At 37.0% G+C, this 17,586-nt stretch carries 20 protein-coding genes; 9 read left to right on the top strand and 11 right to left on the bottom strand.

Features of this window, described 5'->3' with window-relative positions; all coding sequences use genetic code 11:
• Positions 1-185: 185 nt before the first annotated feature.
• From L1283_RS25450 to L1283_RS25440, 3 genes are all read right to left on the bottom strand, one after another.
• On the bottom strand, positions 186-680 hold the full coding sequence (locus L1283_RS25450; protein ID WP_232475760.1) for a hypothetical protein: 495 nt from the start codon (positions 678-680) through the stop codon (positions 186-188).
• Positions 681-878: 198 nt separating this feature from the next.
• A complete protein-coding gene (locus L1283_RS25445) occupies positions 879-1,652 on the bottom strand; it encodes an Fpg/Nei family DNA glycosylase (protein ID WP_429626595.1) in 774 nt (257 codons plus the stop codon).
• 10 nt (positions 1,653-1,662) lie between these two features.
• Positions 1,663-1,863, bottom strand: coding sequence for a hypothetical protein (locus L1283_RS25440; protein ID WP_088161276.1), 201 nt, complete (start codon positions 1,861-1,863; stop codon positions 1,663-1,665).
• Positions 1,864-1,956: 93 nt separating this feature from the next.
• On the opposite strand from L1283_RS25440, the gene L1283_RS25435 reads away from it, so the two are divergent.
• The 3 genes from L1283_RS25435 to L1283_RS25425 all read left to right on the top strand — a co-directional run bounded on the left by L1283_RS25435 (position 1,957) and on the right by L1283_RS25425 (position 2,967).
• Entirely contained in the window at positions 1,957-2,139 is a 183-nt protein-coding gene (locus L1283_RS25435; RefSeq protein ID WP_075992235.1) for a DUF3606 domain-containing protein, read from the top strand.
• Between the two features lie 4 nt (positions 2,140-2,143).
• On the top strand, positions 2,144-2,401 hold the full coding sequence (locus L1283_RS25430) for a hypothetical protein (RefSeq protein ID WP_286850943.1): 258 nt from the start codon (positions 2,144-2,146) through the stop codon (positions 2,399-2,401).
• A gap of 119 nt (positions 2,402-2,520) precedes the next feature.
• Positions 2,521-2,967: a hypothetical protein gene (locus L1283_RS25425; protein ID WP_075992237.1), complete on the top strand. Its 447-nt coding sequence runs from the start codon at positions 2,521-2,523 to the stop codon at positions 2,965-2,967.
• A gap of 26 nt (positions 2,968-2,993) precedes the next feature.
• Here L1283_RS25425 and L1283_RS25420 read toward each other — a convergent pair whose 3' ends face one another.
• Together L1283_RS25420 and L1283_RS25415 are read right to left on the bottom strand one after the other, a co-directional pair.
• Complete coding sequence (locus L1283_RS25420; protein ID WP_088161279.1) at positions 2,994-3,461, bottom strand: hypothetical protein; 468 nt, start codon at positions 3,459-3,461, stop codon at positions 2,994-2,996.
• 358 nt (positions 3,462-3,819) lie between these two features.
• A complete protein-coding gene (locus tag L1283_RS25415) occupies positions 3,820-4,773 on the bottom strand; it encodes a helix-turn-helix domain-containing protein (protein WP_075992241.1) in 954 nt (317 codons plus the stop codon).
• A gap of 83 nt (positions 4,774-4,856) precedes the next feature.
• On the opposite strand from L1283_RS25415, the gene L1283_RS25410 reads away from it, so the two are divergent.
• Together L1283_RS25410 and L1283_RS25405 are read left to right on the top strand one after the other, a co-directional pair.
• Positions 4,857-6,029 (top strand): FAD-dependent monooxygenase, encoded by a 1,173-nt coding sequence (locus L1283_RS25410; RefSeq protein ID WP_286768344.1) that lies wholly within the window; start codon positions 4,857-4,859, stop codon positions 6,027-6,029.
• 3 nt (positions 6,030-6,032) lie between these two features.
• Entirely contained in the window at positions 6,033-6,428 is a 396-nt protein-coding gene (locus L1283_RS25405; RefSeq protein WP_286768343.1) for a hypothetical protein, read from the top strand.
• Between the two features lie 284 nt (positions 6,429-6,712).
• Here L1283_RS25405 and L1283_RS25400 read toward each other — a convergent pair whose 3' ends face one another.
• Positions 6,713-11,221: an AAA domain-containing protein gene (locus L1283_RS25400; protein ID WP_286774930.1), complete on the bottom strand. Its 4,509-nt coding sequence runs from the start codon at positions 11,219-11,221 to the stop codon at positions 6,713-6,715.
• A 262-nt stretch (positions 11,222-11,483) separates the two neighbouring features.
• Here L1283_RS25400 and L1283_RS25395 point away from each other — a divergent pair, with 262 nt between their 5' ends.
• A complete protein-coding gene (locus L1283_RS25395; RefSeq protein ID WP_088161284.1) occupies positions 11,484-12,230 on the top strand; it encodes a hypothetical protein in 747 nt (248 codons plus the stop codon).
• 81 nt (positions 12,231-12,311) lie between these two features.
• Here the strand turns inward: L1283_RS25395 and L1283_RS25390 are convergent, their stop codons facing one another.
• Both L1283_RS25390 and L1283_RS25385 read right to left on the bottom strand, forming a co-directional pair.
• The gene (locus tag L1283_RS25390; protein ID WP_286774931.1) at positions 12,312-12,839 is read right to left on the bottom strand and encodes a hypothetical protein; all 528 of its coding nucleotides are present in this window, start codon (positions 12,837-12,839) and stop codon (positions 12,312-12,314) included.
• Positions 12,840-13,058: 219 nt separating this feature from the next.
• Positions 13,059-13,529 carry a hypothetical protein gene (locus L1283_RS25385; protein ID WP_286774932.1) on the bottom strand — a complete coding sequence of 157 codons (471 nt, stop codon included), beginning with the start codon at positions 13,527-13,529 and terminating at the stop codon, positions 13,059-13,061.
• A gap of 10 nt (positions 13,530-13,539) precedes the next feature.
• Between L1283_RS25385 and L1283_RS25380 the strand changes: the two genes are divergently transcribed.
• On the top strand, positions 13,540-14,280 hold the full coding sequence (locus tag L1283_RS25380) for an Rpn family recombination-promoting nuclease/putative transposase (RefSeq protein ID WP_286774933.1): 741 nt from the start codon (positions 13,540-13,542) through the stop codon (positions 14,278-14,280).
• 130 nt (positions 14,281-14,410) lie between these two features.
• Here L1283_RS25380 and L1283_RS25375 read toward each other — a convergent pair whose 3' ends face one another.
• The gene (locus L1283_RS25375; RefSeq protein WP_145331369.1) at positions 14,411-14,629 is read right to left on the bottom strand and encodes a hypothetical protein; all 219 of its coding nucleotides are present in this window, start codon (positions 14,627-14,629) and stop codon (positions 14,411-14,413) included.
• Positions 14,630-15,258: 629 nt separating this feature from the next.
• Here L1283_RS25375 and L1283_RS25370 point away from each other — a divergent pair.
• Both L1283_RS25370 and L1283_RS25365 read left to right on the top strand, forming a co-directional pair.
• A complete protein-coding gene (locus L1283_RS25370) occupies positions 15,259-16,374 on the top strand; it encodes a hypothetical protein (RefSeq protein WP_286769525.1) in 1,116 nt (371 codons plus the stop codon).
• 18 nt (positions 16,375-16,392) lie between these two features.
• Complete coding sequence (locus tag L1283_RS25365; protein ID WP_145331365.1) at positions 16,393-16,743, top strand: hypothetical protein; 351 nt, start codon at positions 16,393-16,395, stop codon at positions 16,741-16,743.
• 90 nt (positions 16,744-16,833) lie between these two features.
• Here the strand turns inward: L1283_RS25365 and L1283_RS25360 are convergent, their stop codons facing one another.
• Positions 16,834-17,205: a response regulator gene (locus tag L1283_RS25360; RefSeq protein ID WP_070568401.1), complete on the bottom strand. Its 372-nt coding sequence runs from the start codon at positions 17,203-17,205 to the stop codon at positions 16,834-16,836.
• Between the two features lie 2 nt (positions 17,206-17,207).
• Complete coding sequence (locus L1283_RS25355) at positions 17,208-17,579, bottom strand: response regulator (RefSeq protein ID WP_429626594.1); 372 nt, start codon at positions 17,577-17,579, stop codon at positions 17,208-17,210.
• Positions 17,580-17,586: the final 7 nt, after the last annotated feature.

The raw sequence follows: 17,586 nt of genomic DNA, 5'->3' as shown, positions 1-17,586 counted from the left end.
ATTTTCTTATTTTATAAGATACAAATTATGCTGTTTTCTAATCCTGTTTTTAAAAATAAATTAAATAGTGGGTTTTGTTAAGGAACGACTATTTATAGAAAGTGATAAGGTCCATTAGTCTATAAGTCCGCTTGGTTATTTGGCGTGAATATCTTCTGTTTAAAGATTATTGTGACTACATTTTTTTAAGAGATCCAGAGGTTAAAGAATCGTTGTATGATTACCCATTTACCATTCACTTTTTCAAGCAGAAATGCATCACCGTTTCCACATAAAGGGCCACATATATAGTCAACCGGCACGTATGCTTTTTTGCGATTATACCCTATAATGGGAAGATGAAAGTAATAAATGCTTTGGTTGCGGTCCATCCTGTATTTATCGGCGTCATCAACAGTGTACGCTGCTTTGATAGCGGCTGGAATCGGGATGATTGCCTTCCTTTCGTTCATCTGATTCAGCATATCCAGCGAATCTGTGAGCTGGTTATCCAGTATTTTCATCAGCTTCTGTGGATCGACGTTGTAAAAAACATAATTCCTGTCATGCAATGATGAGATAGAATCTCTCATAAACTTGTTATGAATGAACGCCCTTCGTTCTCCTTCACGTTGCAGTTTGATACCAGCTGAATCGTCAGACAAAATTGTTTCTAAAATGGAAACATAGTCTTGTTGCATTGAGCTGTCATTGTATATTTTGGACTTATTATTTTGTACCGGTGTCATTGTACTTTTACGCATTGTACAGCCCTGGAGAACTAAAAAAAAGAAGATAATATATAGATTATTCATATGCAATTAGTTGCTATTATTTCCGTACCAGATCTGTGCCAAAAAACTTCACTGAGATAAGTAATTCTCTAGTCGTATCCTGTGCTATTCGAAAACTTTTTGTTGCTCTGTGTAATAAGTAGTTCTGCCGCTAATTTTGGTTTGCAATATTTCATGACCCTTACCATCAACCTTCGCATTTTTGTGATGAACTTTCATGAAATCCCTTATCTCACCGTTAATGATTTCAGGATGCTCTTTTAGAATCTGCTGTTCGGCATTTTCCAGTACCTCCTTAATTGCTTTGGCAAGATGTTGAACCTTCTCTTCGGGGATTTTGTTTGAAATTGAAAGTGGTGATATCCCTGCTTCATACAGGATTTCGTCGGCGTAGGCATTTCCAATACCGCCAATGACGTTTTGGTCCATCAGGAGAGTTTTAATTTTGGCCTTGCTTGATTGCAGCAATCCGAAAAGTAATTTTGGATTTAGCTTTTCAGAAAGTGCATCCATCACGTTTGCATGTTCAGGATTCAATTCTATATATGCCATCCTCTGAAAGTCGGTAATGGATAGCGTGCCACCATCCTTAAACTTCATGGAAACTAATGCATACTTTGGGTTTTCGTCTTCAGAATATATCAGTTTCCCATGCAACATGAGATGAACCGACAAGGTAGCATCTTTGCCAAAATCAAAAAAAAGCCTTTTACCTTCCCGATAAACTTTGACGAGTTTTTTGCCCTCTAGAGTTTGCAGCTCATTCAGGCTGACTTTGGTTTTTTGTTTGTTGTGAATGGCAGCTTTTTCAAGCACTTTACCTTTAAGCATTTTTGTGAGATTTTTGCTGAAGGCCTGTAGGTCTGGTAATTCTGGCATAGTTGTCGATTTAATAATTTGTGTACTTCTTTCTACTCTCTTCTTTTACCTTTTTAAAATGCTCCCTCGCTTTTTTTAGGCCGGTTGCTATGGCAATTCCTTCTTCGGCGCCTTCCTCAAGCAAAGCGTTTGCGATTTCAGTTGCTTTCTCCCGGATGTTGACCGGTTGATTTTTATATGATGGTGGATAATCTCCATTATACCAAGGCATAATTCCTCCTTTTTGTATTTAGAACAACATCAGAATAGTGATAGTTTTCAAACTCTATTGGCTGGCGGTTGTTCTATTCCAAAAACATTTATTATGACAGACAATAAAAATAAAAAAGATGCAAGGGACCGCAATCAGGTAGCTGGCGGTGAATCTTATGAGGTAGATTATTTGGCAAAAGAACTTGGCGTAACCCGGCAGCAAGTCGAAGAGGCCATCAAAAGCGTTGGCAATGGTCGTGAGGATGTTATTAATTATTTGAAAAATAAAAAATGAGAATATGGGAGCTATAGCAACATTCACTGGAATTCCGGTGACAAATAACATAGGAATAGAAAAATACTGTGATTTTGAAGTAGGACAGGAGGGGCAAAATGGACCATATGCCCGAATTACGATGGATGGCTGCCAGATGATCTTAGATGAAGATTTTGGTGTTATAGAGGGCGATCTTGCGGAAGAATGGAGGGAACCCGCTATTGCCAAACTTCTTCTTTTACTGGAAGTAGACCGAAACCGAGATGGAACTTTGAGCTAGTTAATTTGTTCATTACTTTTCTCAAGTTTAATTATGATATTCAGGTTAAAAGGACTCTACAATATATTAGCGGGGATTTGGCCGGGTATTCAGGATCGTATTGAAAGATAAAAATAAATATGACTGGTATTAAGAAATCCAAAAATGAGCTGTTAAAAGATGCACGATTGCAGGAGCTTGAAGGTAAAACTGAAGATGCCATCAAAAGCTATATCCTGGTTATAAGGAAAGCACCATTACAAGCAGGGGCATATAACAGATTAATGATTCTTTATCGAAAGCTCAAAGAATATAAGAAGGAGCTAGCCATTATTAAGCAGGCTATTGCTGCCTATGAGAAGGATTTTAAAGACGATCAACAGACCTGGAAGAAAGCAAACAGTAAGTCTGCACGTCTCAGTCTTAGTTTAGCTAAATCTATGGGGCTTCTCAACGATAAAGGCCTTCCCGTATATGAAGAATCTCAGATCATCAGCTGGAGAAAGCGCATGGAGGCCGTACAGAAAAAAATTAAGACACCAGCAAAGCCACAAAAAAAGAAACCGACAAAACGTTTAAAAAAGTAGCGTTAAACACACCAATAACCTCGAAATTATCTATTATCATCTTTTCTCCATTTTAGCTCCCCGTGTTGAATCATTCCGATGTATTTTTGTACCTGGTCGTCGGTCAGTAGGCTGTTGTCCTCAATATGATAATCGAAATTCTTAGTATACTTGTCGTGCTGGATGCTGCCTACATAAGCATTGTTCAGATAAATGTGCCAAAGACTGTATTTTTTCGCGCGTACCTCGACTACCTGGCGCACGCCATGGTGGTAAAATAGCTCCGGTACATCGGTATCGAATCGCAAGATCAGTGCATCGATACATGCTTCCTTTATATCATCTGCAAGTTCTCCAAACGCAAGTTCCCAAACTCCCTGAGACTTTCTGAAAACATAAAAAGCAAGCCCATTTTTGTTGTAAAGATGATAGTCTTTCATGCCCATGCTTTTATCATGCACAGTCATTTGGACATACATAACGCGATTACGGCAAAAGACTTCAAGAGGTTTCATGGATCAAAAATACTAATTAATTTAGTAAAAATAAATGATCAAATTGTGGTAATTGTATCTTTCAGTGTCACTACACTCCTTTGTACTTTATTTTTGTGATCTTTTTTTACAATTATAAATACTGCTAACAGAGGGATTTTCCTGCCTTGATACTGCTGATCTGCATAAACCGTATATATCATGGTTCTAAATATTTAAGAAAGAACAAGAGCTGTGGCATATAGGTTTATCTATTGGTAAATATTGGTCAACGAGCAACTTTAAACGGCTAGCGTATGCACACGAAGATCAAAATAAAAGATGAGCTCTCAACCTCTGATTTCTCCGGTAAAGTAGAATTTGCAAAGGGATAAGGTATTTACATTCTATTTTTATCCTGCCACTTCTTTGGTTTTAATCCAAAGTGTTTTTCAAACAACCTTCCGAAATAACTCAGATTGCTAAATCCTACTTGATAGCCAACTTCTGAAACTGAAAGATTTTCCTGCTGTAATAGTCTTGCTGCTTTTTGCATACGAAGATGATTGTAATATTCGTACATTCCTTTTCCAAAAACTTGTGTAAAAATCCTTCTTAGTTTTAGCTCATTCATTCCACCTATTTTTACCAGTTCATCTTTAGATAGGGATTTTTCCAGATTTGATGCTATCGTATTCCGAACCAAATAAACCGCATCAATTTCAGCGTTGTTAAGATGGAAATAATCTGTTTTTTTTCTTTTTAATAAATTGCTGAAAAGCAGATAAATAAGTTCAAGTGCTTTTAACCGATAAAAAGCTTGCGGTAAAATGTTTTCTATTGAAAGGTCAGCTAATTGAGCAATTAAATCAGTCATTTCAGGTGACAAAAATTCTTCTATCCAAAAGGTTTTTTCTATATCAAAAAGATAAGACAATTTATCTGCATCATTTCCTACAAAATGTTTCAGGTATTCCAGCTCAACTAAAATGCTGATTTGCTGTACGTGGACATCTTTAGGAAATAACACTTCACTTTCCAAATGTGAAGGTATAATACGAACATGAGGCTGATTGTTCAAAGATCTTTTACTAATGGCATTTGCCGATTTTTTGTTAATAAGAATATTTTGAAACGAAATGAGTAGTCCTTTTTCTATTGTCCTGATTGGTTTTCTTTTATAAGCAAAAGTCTTGCTGGCAATTAAAGAGCGAACCATTATTAACATCTCGGGCATCAAGTCCACAATGTTCAATTCGTTGAAATTCAAAAATTTTATCTCATTTTCAATGGAAGATAAGGAGATGCCAAGTTTTTCAGCAAGTTTTCTCATTTTACGCTTTTCATCAAACATAATTTTTTGGACTATTATTAGTTTAATTTGGGCTATTTTATCTGTAAATATAGAAAGATATTTGCTGTATAAAAATGAAAAAAATGAAAAAAAATATTATTATTTCAGGAGGTGGCATCGCTGGATTGACTGTTGCAAAACTGTTGAGCAAACAAGGGCATAAGGTGACTGTTTTGGAAAGAGCGGCATCATTCAGTAAGTCCGGATTTCTTATTTCGCTTAAGAGTTTTGGCGTTCGTATTATTGAAGAATTAGGATTAGCAGAACAATTACAACAAGCATCGTCACCCTCTGAATTTGTAAATTTCAGGGAGTCAGACGATTCAATTATACAAAGTCTTAGCTATGAGAAAATGAACGAGAATATTGAACGTTCCGTTCTGATAACGCGAGGCGGATTGCATCACGTTTTATACAACGAAGTAAAAAATGAAGTGAGTATTCATTTTTCATCTTCTGTTGAAAACGTAATGCATGATGAAGACAAAGTCCAAATATTACTCAACAACGGAACTGTGTTGGAGGCCGATCTCCTTATCGTTTCAGAAGGGTTACGCTCTACGACAAGACAAAATTATTTTCCGGAAAGTACGCTAGAGGATTTTAAATTTGTTTATATGGGTGGACGATTGAAAGAGCATCATTCTTATGAGGTTGGCAAATTCAATATCTATATTGATGTGAATAAGATGCTGTCTATTTATCCCATTGCTTCCGATGAAATAGCCATTCAGTGCTATTTACATAATACAGGAGATTTACCATCTGTTCAAAATAAAGCTAATGAAATACTCAAAACATCTTTTGCTGGGTATAATGAAGATATACAGCATTTGTTAGGTCGCTTCGCGGATAACGGTCTAATGTTTATTGATAAAATGGGGATGGTAAATTCATCCACTTTAGTAAATCGTAATGTGGTTTTATTGGGAGATGCGGGGTATTGTCCCACTGCGCTATCGGGAATGGGAGCATCATTATCAATTTATGGAGCAAAGGCGCTAGCTCATTTTATTCATCAAAATCCGAATGATTTAAAAACGGCTTGTTGCAATTATGATACCATGATGCAGCCAATAATTCAGAAATTTCAGGCTAATGCAAAAAATAATTCAGCATCATTTATCCCTGATAGTAAAGAAAAATTAAACTGTTTTGTCCATTCATTCAGAGCCGCCTCTGAGGCTGATGTGCAAAAAATAATGATTGATCCAATTTTATTAACGAAAGACCAGTTAAATTTTAAAATCAATTAGATAATGAATTTTAGAAAGATATTTTCCGTCATAGTTGGATTCGGAACGATAGGATTAATGAGTTCTGTTTTTGCAAAAATGCAAGGCTCGCTGTTCACGTCATCTTTAGAAATATTTACCAGTAAGGAAATCGCTGCCACCAATTTTTCCCAATTTATCATCAAACTTTTTTGTGTTTGGTTTAGTTGTGTGTTGGGTGGAATGGCTACTACGAGGATAGGGGGCAAGCCAAGAGAAAATCTTATAGTTGGTGGTTTAATAATACTGGTCGTGGGTTGGCTATGGTTGTCGTCTGAAAATCCTATATGGTTTTGGGTATTGCTGATTTTAGGTATTTTACCCTGTGTATTTTTAGGATATCGAGTAACTTCTATTATATGTAAATTTCATATCAAATGACCATGCGATTCTTAGTTGCAAATTGACCACCTGATTTTTTGGCGAAACTAGATTTAGTGCTGTAGGAGTAATGTCATCAAAAGCGATAATTAATATGCATCTTTTAAGTTATCAAGCCTGAACGTGAGATCAGACTTCGTCATTTGGTGTGAATAGCTCCCTTTTAAAGGTTATTGTGGTTACGATTGTTGCCTCGATAACCTTTAATAGGAGTCGGGAACCAATGAGATAACATTATTTGTGCTGGTTACCTGCGAATTATCGGTTCTATCAATGGCGATTCGCTAATTATCATTTATATTGATTTTCGTTCCCACATGCACGTGGTTGTTCAAATTTGCCTCTTCTTCATCCTGTTGACGAATAAAATCAAGTAGTCGCTTCAGCTCTCCATCGGCATCATCCCACCATTTAATTGACCATATCCTATGAAATACAAAACCATATCTTTCAAGTTGCTCCTGTCGGAAACTGTCCCAAGCATAAGCTTCCGGACTGTTATGATATTTCGCGCCATCACACTCTATTGCGATGAGTGGTTTGTGGCTTGTTTTTGATTTGACAACGATATCAATCCGGAAACCGCCTACGGAATGCTGCTGTTCTAAACGATCGGCACCGATATGCTGTGCAAGTTGTTCGAATACTTCATCTTCAAATGGAGACTCAGACCCCAAGCTAAATTCTGCTGGCTCATACAGTTTATCTGTACAATACTGACTCAATAGCTGGAGAATGCCCTTTCGCAATTCGTCATTACCCTCACTTACCGCTTTCGCATAGGTAAAGTAAGCGTACATAATACCACGGCCTTTATTGCCCTTCTGTTGGATAAGATTTGGGTACTGACCAACATACTCCTGCGGGAAAGAAGTACATACATATACCTTTGACCGCGCTCGAGTGATGATTACGTTCAACATACGATGTCCTTTACCTTGTATAATCGGACCAAAGTTTTGACTAAACGAACCGTCGGCTTTTCGCCCAAATGTTGTGGATAGAATGATAATATCCCGTTCGTCGCCCTGAATGTTTTCGAGATTTTTAACAAAGAATGAATCTCCCGCCTGCGCCATTAAACTGTCGAATGCAGGGTCATTCTGGCGAACTGCACTCAGTTCCTCAAGGATCAAGTTGCGTTGGTAAATATTGAAAGTAGCAACACCCACGCTTGGAATACTGTCTTTAGCTTCCTTCATGATCTGTTGTAACAATTCGACCACTCTCAATGCCTCTTGTTTATTTACTTGCCCTTCATACAATCCATCAATCTGTAAATATTCGATAGGAGTGTAGTGCTCCTTCGCCGGAACAGGCATCAACCTATTTCCGTAAAACGCATGATTAGAGAAGTCGATAAGATAAGGGTGTTTCGAGCGGTAATGGACTTTTAAATAAGACTCCACAAACCCTTTGTCTACAGCATAAGCTAGTAAGGATTCACTATCTGCAAGGTTAAGCTGAGCCGCTTGTAGCGCAGTCCGATCAGAAAATTCATCTTCGGAGTCTTCTATCTCATCATCGATCGGATCAAGTAGCGCTCCACTTCCTTCGAAGTAAGAGGAGGGAGCCATCTGGTGCTTATCACCGGAAACAATTTTTGCTTTTCCCCGGATCAGGGCCGCGTAAGTATCTTCGAGACGCAGCTGGCTGGCCTCATCGAATATGACCACATCAAAAATTCCTTCCTCCAGTGGTAGGATAGAACTGCAGACCGATGGATTGACCAATAATACTGGAAAAAAATTAGTAAATAGTTCAAATTCTCTGTTCACAATAGTGCGGAGTGAATTGCGACGCATTCCCTTAGCTCCCTTTTTGTTAAACAAACTATTTATGTTGTGTCCTCTGGCTTTAAAATGTCCGACGGCTTCCGCTTGTTTTTCTGTCCATAAGGCAATAACACTATTCAGCTGCGCATGGTTAAACTCTTGTTTTTGCTGTTGATATTGTTGTAGTTGGTAATCGCTTTTTGGCAATTCCTGTGGCTCATTTGTCGTGAGTATCCAATACAGATACCAACATTCAAATGCATCAGCCCAATGATCTTTAAGATGTATGCTGATTCTTGTAATAAGCCTTTGTTGCGCTTCGTCCTGTGAAAGGAAAAATGATTTCCACTCATGATAGATACGGAAATCACTTATGTGCTCGTTGAATGTTGCGATAGTGTGATTAATCCTATCACATTGTTCCTGTGCGGTTTGAAGATTTATATATTGTAAAAATACACCATCCGTAATATTTCCTGTTAATTGGTTACTTTCAATATCGTCAAACGAGTTTTGTAGACTTCGATAGGCATCAGCGCGTACCGCGTAGTAGTCACGAAAATTATTAAAATAGCTTAATTGAAAAGTTACTCTTTCAGTTAGATAAGGTATTGCCTCAAGCAACCCATTGATATCGGTAACAGGAGTCGTTGGAACGATATTGTAATCAGCGATTAGCATTTGCTCTATACTATCCAATTTTTGAAGTAGGGGAGTTATCTGCGCTTTTAGTTCACTCAGTTCAGCATGAAAATGATGATCATTAATATTAGACAAATAGTTATTTATCGTATGCGGGTATTGCTCTTTCCAATCGGCTGCCTTTTGTCTGAGTTCCTCGATATTATTTAGATAAATAGATAAATCAGTCGTTTCCAAATGATCGTTATATTGATGGTCAATATAATTTTTCTGAACATGGGCTGATCTTACCTGCGCGATGCGATTCTTTAATTCGATCCTCGTTTGTTTTATTTGTTTATGTTTTCCCGAGAATATACTTAATAAACTTGTTTTAAATTTTGCACCACTACTATTATCCAATAAATTATTACCATATTGAGCAATGCTTGATTCAGCGTAGGCAAGATAAGTTATTATTGCATTGCTTAGCGATGTATGATAGCTGCTATAATGTTGTTGCAAAGCATCTTCATATTGCTTGAAAAATTGTTGCGCTTTAATCCGAACTGTTTGTAATGCTAAGACAATTTCGTTGATCCGCTGTTCCTGAGGAAAAGTGGATGGTAATGCCTCTTCTTGAACTGAATCTCCAATACAAAATGCTAAATAGGGCTTAAAATCCTGCTGCATTATTGCGGGAATACCGCTCAAAAAATCATCAGCCCAATGCTTTCCACTCACCTGACGTTCAGCAATAACCTGTTCAATCGTTGGAATCTGTTTATGAGCGTATGCAATAAAATCTTCAATTCTTACACGTGATGGTCCAACCTGTTGATCTAAAAACAGATCGTCTGTCAATGGTCTAAATATGGAATGGACCTGATGCGATTGCTTAAATAAATTATGGCTATGTTTTAAAACAGCAAGTGTCTTTTCTAGTTCTGTGTGATCCTGAGCAAAATTAAAATCCTCTTTCGGTATAATATTCTTAAGCGGTACCTCATTAAAGTTTTTTAATAAAGCCAAATACCGTCCTACGATCTGCGACCAACTCTTATCACCGTAGACCGTTTGAGCTAAGGCAGCATGCTGTGCGTTAATAAGTTCAGCTGATTCCTTGAGTTTTGATTTTATCGTATCATATTGGTTTTGAGCTTGCCTTACTGAGATGTGAAACGGAACTCCGATCTGACGATCTCTGACAGAATCTACGATCGCTTCACGCGCATCGTTTACATCATCAATTATACCGACTAAAGCGCCGATTTGAGGATTCGTACGTTCGATATTTGCTTTAATGACATCAAGCGCTGTTTTCTTTTCGCAGACGACAAGACATTTCATTCCATTGGCAAGTGCATTTGTTATCAGTGCAGTTAATGATTGACTCTTTCCCGTACCTGGGGGGCCTTGTATTATTTGATTCGGTTCATTTCCAAGAGCACTTATTATTGCCTGTTGGCTTGGGTCTGTATCTACGGCACTGAAAGGTGTTGTCGATAAGCTTTCCACTTTAAGCTCATCAAATTCAAAGGCATCGAAGCGATCTAATAAGCGGGAAATGTCGGTAATAATACTTTCTTTTTGCGCTCTGAACAAACCAAAAATACCACCAAAATGAATGTAAGCTTTGTTATTGGCGATAGCATCTATCTGGGATGCTTCGGGTAATACATTGATAGCTGTTTCAAAGTTTTTGCTTAGCACCTCGAGTATCTGCTCTTTACTATTTGAATTGAGTGCTTCCAGTACTTCAGCACAAGCGTTCACTAACTCGTTGCTATCAATCAGTGCGTCATCTAAGGCCTCATTGGTCAGATTGGGGAGTGTGATGTCATCTTCACTTTTGATAAAAGAAAGGAGGACTTCATTGATACTGATCGGGTGAATATCTGAATCCACTATTTTTCCATTCGCTTGAACCACTTTATTTCGCAAAAACGACCATTCATTGACTTTGTTTTTAGATTTAACGGCCTCTAGTTGCCAAATGAATAATGGGGCTTTTATGATCTTAGCGGGGTCTTTTGAAGATCTTTTTATAAGTATCGGGTAGCCGAACCCAAGGGTCTTCATCCCATGTTCTTTAAAATAGTCCTCATTTTCTATGATAATGGAGTTCAGTCGTTTAGAAATGACGGTCAGTTTCTTTTGAGCCTCCGCATCTTTTTCATTGAGATCTATTTTATCAAATGATATCTTAAATTCAAAGTTTGCTTTGGTCAACAAGGTATCCAAAAATGATTTGGCGAGACCATCCTCAATGAGGTCGAGCTGCTGTAGGTCTAACCGTGTGGCCAACCTTCCTGGCAATGCATTTAAATGAATAGATCGGGCGTTACCGCCTTTTAATTTACTTTGTAAAGATTGCAGGAAAATCTTGGATGACATAATTGTAATATTTGTATTTAACCTAAGATACAAATATTCGGTATAATCAGCAATCGAATCAAATTACCTTATCAATGCCTGTCAGCATTTTAATTAGACACTCCAGCTTCATCGCAAAGATCCTACACGAGATGGTTCAGGTACGCGTAGGATATCAAATAAATTTATCTGTTTCTGTACTAATTAGTTAATTGACACAGGATTGTTACAGGAGGAATTTTTTCTTAATTTCGAACCGTTATAGTTATAATTCATTCCATTTATGCTGTTCATTTATACACGTTACGAGTACGTTTTAGGAAGTAAAAATATCATTGCAACATTAAAAAATGAGACCATAGCGCAGAATTTCAATCTTAGTATCATTACACCTGCGACCAAATTTTTAGGGTTTCCAGTTGGAGGAGGTCTGGTAAAAATGTCTCGTTTAGTCAATCAATACGGGCAGGTCATCCACGCAAGAAATTATTCGCCTGAAATAAAAGAAGAGGTAAAGAAATTTAAGAAGACACTAGAAATTCCGTATTTCAAACTTTGGAAAGGGTATTTGATTATAGCATCGATAGCAATTATCGGCTCTATTATTTATGGTATTAAACTGAACATAGATGGTAAGAAATATCGGAATGAAAAAGAAAGTCTTGCTCAATCGGCTCAACAACTACAGGCAGGACAACTATATGGTGCAAGTTTCTTTACCGATGCTGAAGGAAATAACATCCAAGGTTTACCAGCAGGTTGGGTTAAGATTCTAAAGATAGAAGGAGATACAATTTTTGTCCAACGGTCTAAAAAAATATCGGATCGTGCGATGTTTGAAATGAAAGATTTGGAATCAATTAAGCCAACATCGGATGAAGACTGGAATAATAGGGTCGAAAAAATGAATTATACGCTATTTAAAGAAGCTGTGAACAATAAAAATTTATCCGGTATTGATTTATCTTATATTGGTGCAGATCACGATAAATATTCTGGCGTTATTATGTCTTTTAAAGGCGTTGAATGATATTATTTCTAGAATTAAAACCGGAAAAATGGGATGAAAGCTCGCAAGTTTATTGTCAGGAAGAGAACAAATACATCGATATTACCAATTATCAATATTGGTTGATTTTTCAAGAATAGATTTGATCAGCTCATTAAAGTACGCGTTTACGAATTGATGTTTTTTCTCATTTTTGGGGCTACCGTTGCCTTTGAAATAAAATTTTTTCACGTTCATTTTATTCCAAGTACCGTTGTAATTCATAATTTGAGCACTGAAAGTTGGACTATTGATTCTTATTTTTCCATCTTTAAATAAAAAAGACAAGGTGTAATCGACATCATAGTAAGCAATAGCGGATGTTTTAAGTCCTCTGTGTTTGTAAGCCGCTAAAGTGATCGCTTGCCCAGGAACCAAAGTCAGGCCTTCTTTGGGGTTGGAATATAAGCTATTGATCGATTTTAATACATTATCGTAAAGTTCTTGCTGTTTAGCGCCAGGAACTTCCACTACGGTATAATCTAGATTCTCTTTAGAAACGAAACCTGTTGGAGCTAGGGTGAAATATTGTGAAAATGCTAAATTTGTGAACAGAAGCAAAAATATTCCAGTAATTATGTAATTTTTCATATTAAATTGTTTTGAAGGAAAGTAACTCAACCAACTTTACAAAATAAGTCGTTAGTCGCATTAATTTTTTGCAATGTACTTCTTTGTGTAGGAAAATCCAAAGCGAGCGGGTTAGAGAATTGAAATTTGTATATCAAATGCGTTGAGTTTTCAATAAGATAAGTCGATCGGAAAACTATAATATAGATGCAATCATATTTCACTACATTTTATAAAATTTTAATAGATAACAATATCAAAAGCCATACTGTTTTGCCTAAAAAATATTTGAGAAAAGCCAAAACTGCCTCCCTTAACGATTAACAAGAGAGACTTTTTATTTCCCCTTTTCTGCTTGACCAGCACGATCCAATCATCTTGTACGCTTTCTGTACCCACCAATAATAGCGCATCGTCTATTGACAATAAATCGTCCTCCCAAAGTGGAGTTGTACAGGTTCGAGCGAGCAGTTGCTCCAGATTTCCTTTCATGGGTTTATAGGCATGCGCATGCTTATGGAGGACTCGATATGGCTGATGCATGTGCTCCGGCGGATGATGTAGGGGAAATATCGCAGCAAAGACCATTTGATCGAAATTGAGGATAAGTTCTTTTCCAACTGTAAGGCGAAGTGCTACGACGAAAAGATTAGCCGTGAGATCTGGCGGCAGATGGAAAGCTTTGCCGGTTATTCGTTTAACAAGGCACATTCAGCATCTTTTGCCGTATGGCGAACGTTTTATTATTGAAGTGCAGCGCACGGCGCAGGATAATTTGAAAAAGCGCATGCTTTACTACAGTAGTAAATTGATAGCGGATCAGGCACCCAAAGGCAACCGAAGGGCTTGGAATTATGGAATTAGTGAAGTTTATATCATTGTACTGATGGATGGATTTGCAATGCCTGATGCGGGGGATGAGAAGTATTTTCTACACGATATTTGTTTATGTTATCGAGATCATGGTAAAATATTTTATGACGATCTAGGCTTTATATATGTGGAATTGGTTAACTTTGTTAAAGCTGAGGCAGAGTTAGTTAATGATTTAGATCGTTGGCTTTATGTACTCAAAAATATGTCTTCGCTAAATGGACTTTCCACTTATTTGCGTAAGCCTATTTTTGAGAAGTTATTTCAGTTAGCAGAGTATAGCAAACTAAAACCGGAGGAACGAGAGATGTACAACGTAAGTTTAAGGAATAAATGGGATGCCGAGAGTATCCGAAGTAGTCAGGAGGAGCGATTGAAACGAGCGCGCGAAAAAGCAATGGCTGAGGGAAAAGCAGAAGGAAAAGCTGAAGGAGAAGTTATCGGAAAAGCCGAAGGAAAGGCGGAAGTAATAAAAAATCTTTTGTCTTCGAATAAGTTTTCGATATCGGAGATAGCCGAATTAGCGAACGTCACTGTAGAATTTGTAAATGAGGTCCAGGCTGAGATAGCTAAATACGGCCATGGTTGATAGTCTACGCTTGTCCTACAAAGGGCAAGTCACTAAGGATGCCAAGCGGACACCACTGGTTGCAGAACCTTGGACAGGACACTCCTAGCAACTCGAAGAATTTAGGAAAGACGGACAATTAATAGTAGACCTATTTCGGCAGGGTAGCAGTTCCCGAAAGTATGGTCTCAAAATTATCTTCACTTATGAGGTTCCAACTAGCCCAATCTTTATACCATCGGAGTTCATAGGAAATACTGGTGCCATTTTTTTTCAGAATAAGTTTATGCTCACCAGGTTCATCCATAAAAACAACTGATTTGTCAACTTTAGTTCTTAATTCAATGGCAGATTGTGCCAATTCCTTCAACGAATCGTGAAAAAAGGAAATGTTGAGTGTGACAGTCTTTTCTATATTGCCAATTTCAAGAGCAGCCTAGTCTCCAGTATTAAAGGTGAAAACTGATTTCATTGTTTTTAGCGATTTCCTCTACAATTTAAAAAGAATATATTATATCCGTGGGATTTTGTATTTCAAACCTCACACTTTTCGGTATCTCCCACATACCGCCTACATACACCTCATCGAAGCTGATCGTTGGCAGATCGGTATTGTATTGGCGTGTTCTATTATTGCACAGGTTACTTGCAAATAAAGTTGATGATTTTTCATTGTTAGATAGAATACATATATGGTTTCCTCGTCAACAATATATTAGCTGTTTTCAGCTTTGTGTTAACTTTTTGTTATAGAATATTTAAAAAATTAACATAAACCTTTTTTTATTTAAAGATTTATTACACAAAAGTGTAGGATTGAATATTTCATTTCATTGAAAGAAAATTATAATTAAATTTGTGAATCAAGTTTCTGTATGTAATAGTGGTTTTTAGTATTTTTTTTAAAATATGTTCTTCCTTTTCAATAGAATGCTTGATAGAAGAAAACGTATTCAAATAATAGCAAGCTGACTTGCTTGATTTTTAATTTTAAAATTAATGATAAAGATCATATCGAATAAGGTTATTGTAAATACCAGAATTGCTGCGGCATGTTTTATAGTTTTAGGATCAGCATCTTGCAGTAAAAGTCCAATGCCAGTTAAGCCACCTATCGTCGATAGTACAGGTAAGAAGATAGACTATAGTGTTTATGATTTTGAAAGAATGGCAGCGCTTAGTAATCGTTGGATATCCGATACATTATGGAATGAAAAAAAGAACGAAATTATCGGATTTAGGCTTAAGAAGGCAGCAGATTATGCTTTTTCGTATGATTCTGAAAATTATTTAAAACAACCTTATTTTAATGTATTTGTTTCCTTAAACGATTTTCCAGAATTTAATTTGACCCAGTATCAATCGCAGTCTGCCTCCTATATTCCTTATGTGCGATTTAATCGTTATAATTCAAATCCCGTCGCGTATCAAAAAATTGCGAGCAGACAGGATCTAGATCAATTTATAAAAGATAAGTTTGTTGACAAGGGCCCGGTAAATTACTATGGCCATCAGGATTATATTTATCATTTTAAGCAATTTGAGAATCTACGTCTTGTTTTTAGCGGAGATGTGGATATAAAATCGAAGTTCGCCATCCCTGATTCACGTTATAATAGGATGGAAAATACGGGCTGGCTATACTATAGTTATAAACCGACATTTAATATCAAATCACATGCAGAGGAAAAAGATTTCAAGAAACTATTCCCTACGGCGAATTTAACTGGAGGCAACATTGTCAGGGTAGCAGAAATAGAATATGGAAAAAGTGCTTATATGGTCGTGGATGGCCCTGAAAAAATTAAGCCTATCATCTCTAAATTATCTTTAGACCCGCAGAGTTTAAGTGCTGACGATAAGAATCTTTTAAACAAACAACGAGCTTATTTTTACCTTATTGGCTATCAATCTTCGGATTTAGATCTGATACGAAATGCGCCTAGCACCGTAGAAAAAATAGATGCTTATCTAGCCTTGGCAATTCGCTCCCCAGAAACAAAGACTTACGAATATCCCCATATAGGAGTTCCCGCTTTATATAAATTAGAGTCATCCAATTTAAATGATGAAACTTTCAAAACCCTTCAGTTTACAAAAGAAATAAAATTTTAATACATAATATAAACTAAAATGAAAAGTAGTCAATTAAGTCTTGTACTCCTGGCCGGGGTATTGGGATTCTATTCCTGTAAAAAAGACAACTCGAGTCTAAAAAATGAAATCGGAAATAACGAGGATTCCCTGTTAAAAGTTTTCCAAAACACGAAGATCATCGAAAATCCAATTATTGACCTGACTAAGAAAGGAAATTCGAGCAGACTCCGGGCCGGAGGAATCATTAGAGACAGCGTCTGGCAAAATGGGCTTGGCAATACCTATTTTGTTGAGTCTGATAATATAACCATTTCATCAGAAACGGAGGATTATGCCTATCCAGGTGCAATATTCAATAGCAAAAATATCATTAGGTCCACCAGGTAAAGCATTAGTGCAAATATCAAGTATGTCGTTAATCCCTAAAATAATAAAATTGGTGCCCCAGATTGATAAATTTTTGGGGAGTAAAAGATCTTAATAATTTAAATTTAGCATTTTATTGATCACCTTCTCCAGATCGACGATGTCGAATGGTTTTTCCAGGTAGTCATCAGCTCCTGCCAGTTTAGCCAAGCTTTCTATATCTTTGTTCGCGGAAAGATAAATTACCGGTATTCTCTTGAATTCCTGATGGTTTTTGAGTAACTGAGTCGCTTCAATTCCTCCAATGGATGGTATCCAGTTATCCATTAAAATTAAGTCAGGCTTTGTCTCAGTAACCTTTTCTATCACGTCGTGGGAGGTAGAGGACACAGCTACTGAATATCCGAAGCTCTCCAATATCATAGAAATCATCTCCAGCAATTGTTTGTCATCGTCAAACAATAATATTTTCTTCTTTTCCATTCTTAAAATTTTTCGATCAGCGGAATAAGTTCGTCGATATCTATAGGTTTAGAAATATAACCATCTGCGCCAGCACTTAGGCATTTTTCCCGGTCACCGGACATGGCCTGAGCAGTAACCGCAATTATGGTAACATCGTTAAATATTTCGCTGGATCCCCTGATCCTGGCAATGCCTTCATATCCATCTATTTCAGGCATCATCATATCCATCAGCACGGTATTGATATTTTTATGCTGATGGAGTATTTCAAGCCCTTCTGCTAAGGAAGCACTGCTTAGTACAGCATAACCTTTTGACTTAAGAATCAATTTTAGGGCAAAAATATTATAAGGTTCATCATCGATGATCAGAATCAATTTTTTATTGTCCATATTTTAA

It is taken from the genome of Sphingobacterium sp. HSC-15S19 (assembly GCF_050433745.1).
Classification (GTDB): Bacteria; Bacteroidota; Bacteroidia; order Sphingobacteriales; family Sphingobacteriaceae; genus Sphingobacterium; species Sphingobacterium siyangense.
Note: the sequence above shows the minus strand (reverse complement) of the source record. Positions and strands in the feature narration are given on the sequence as shown.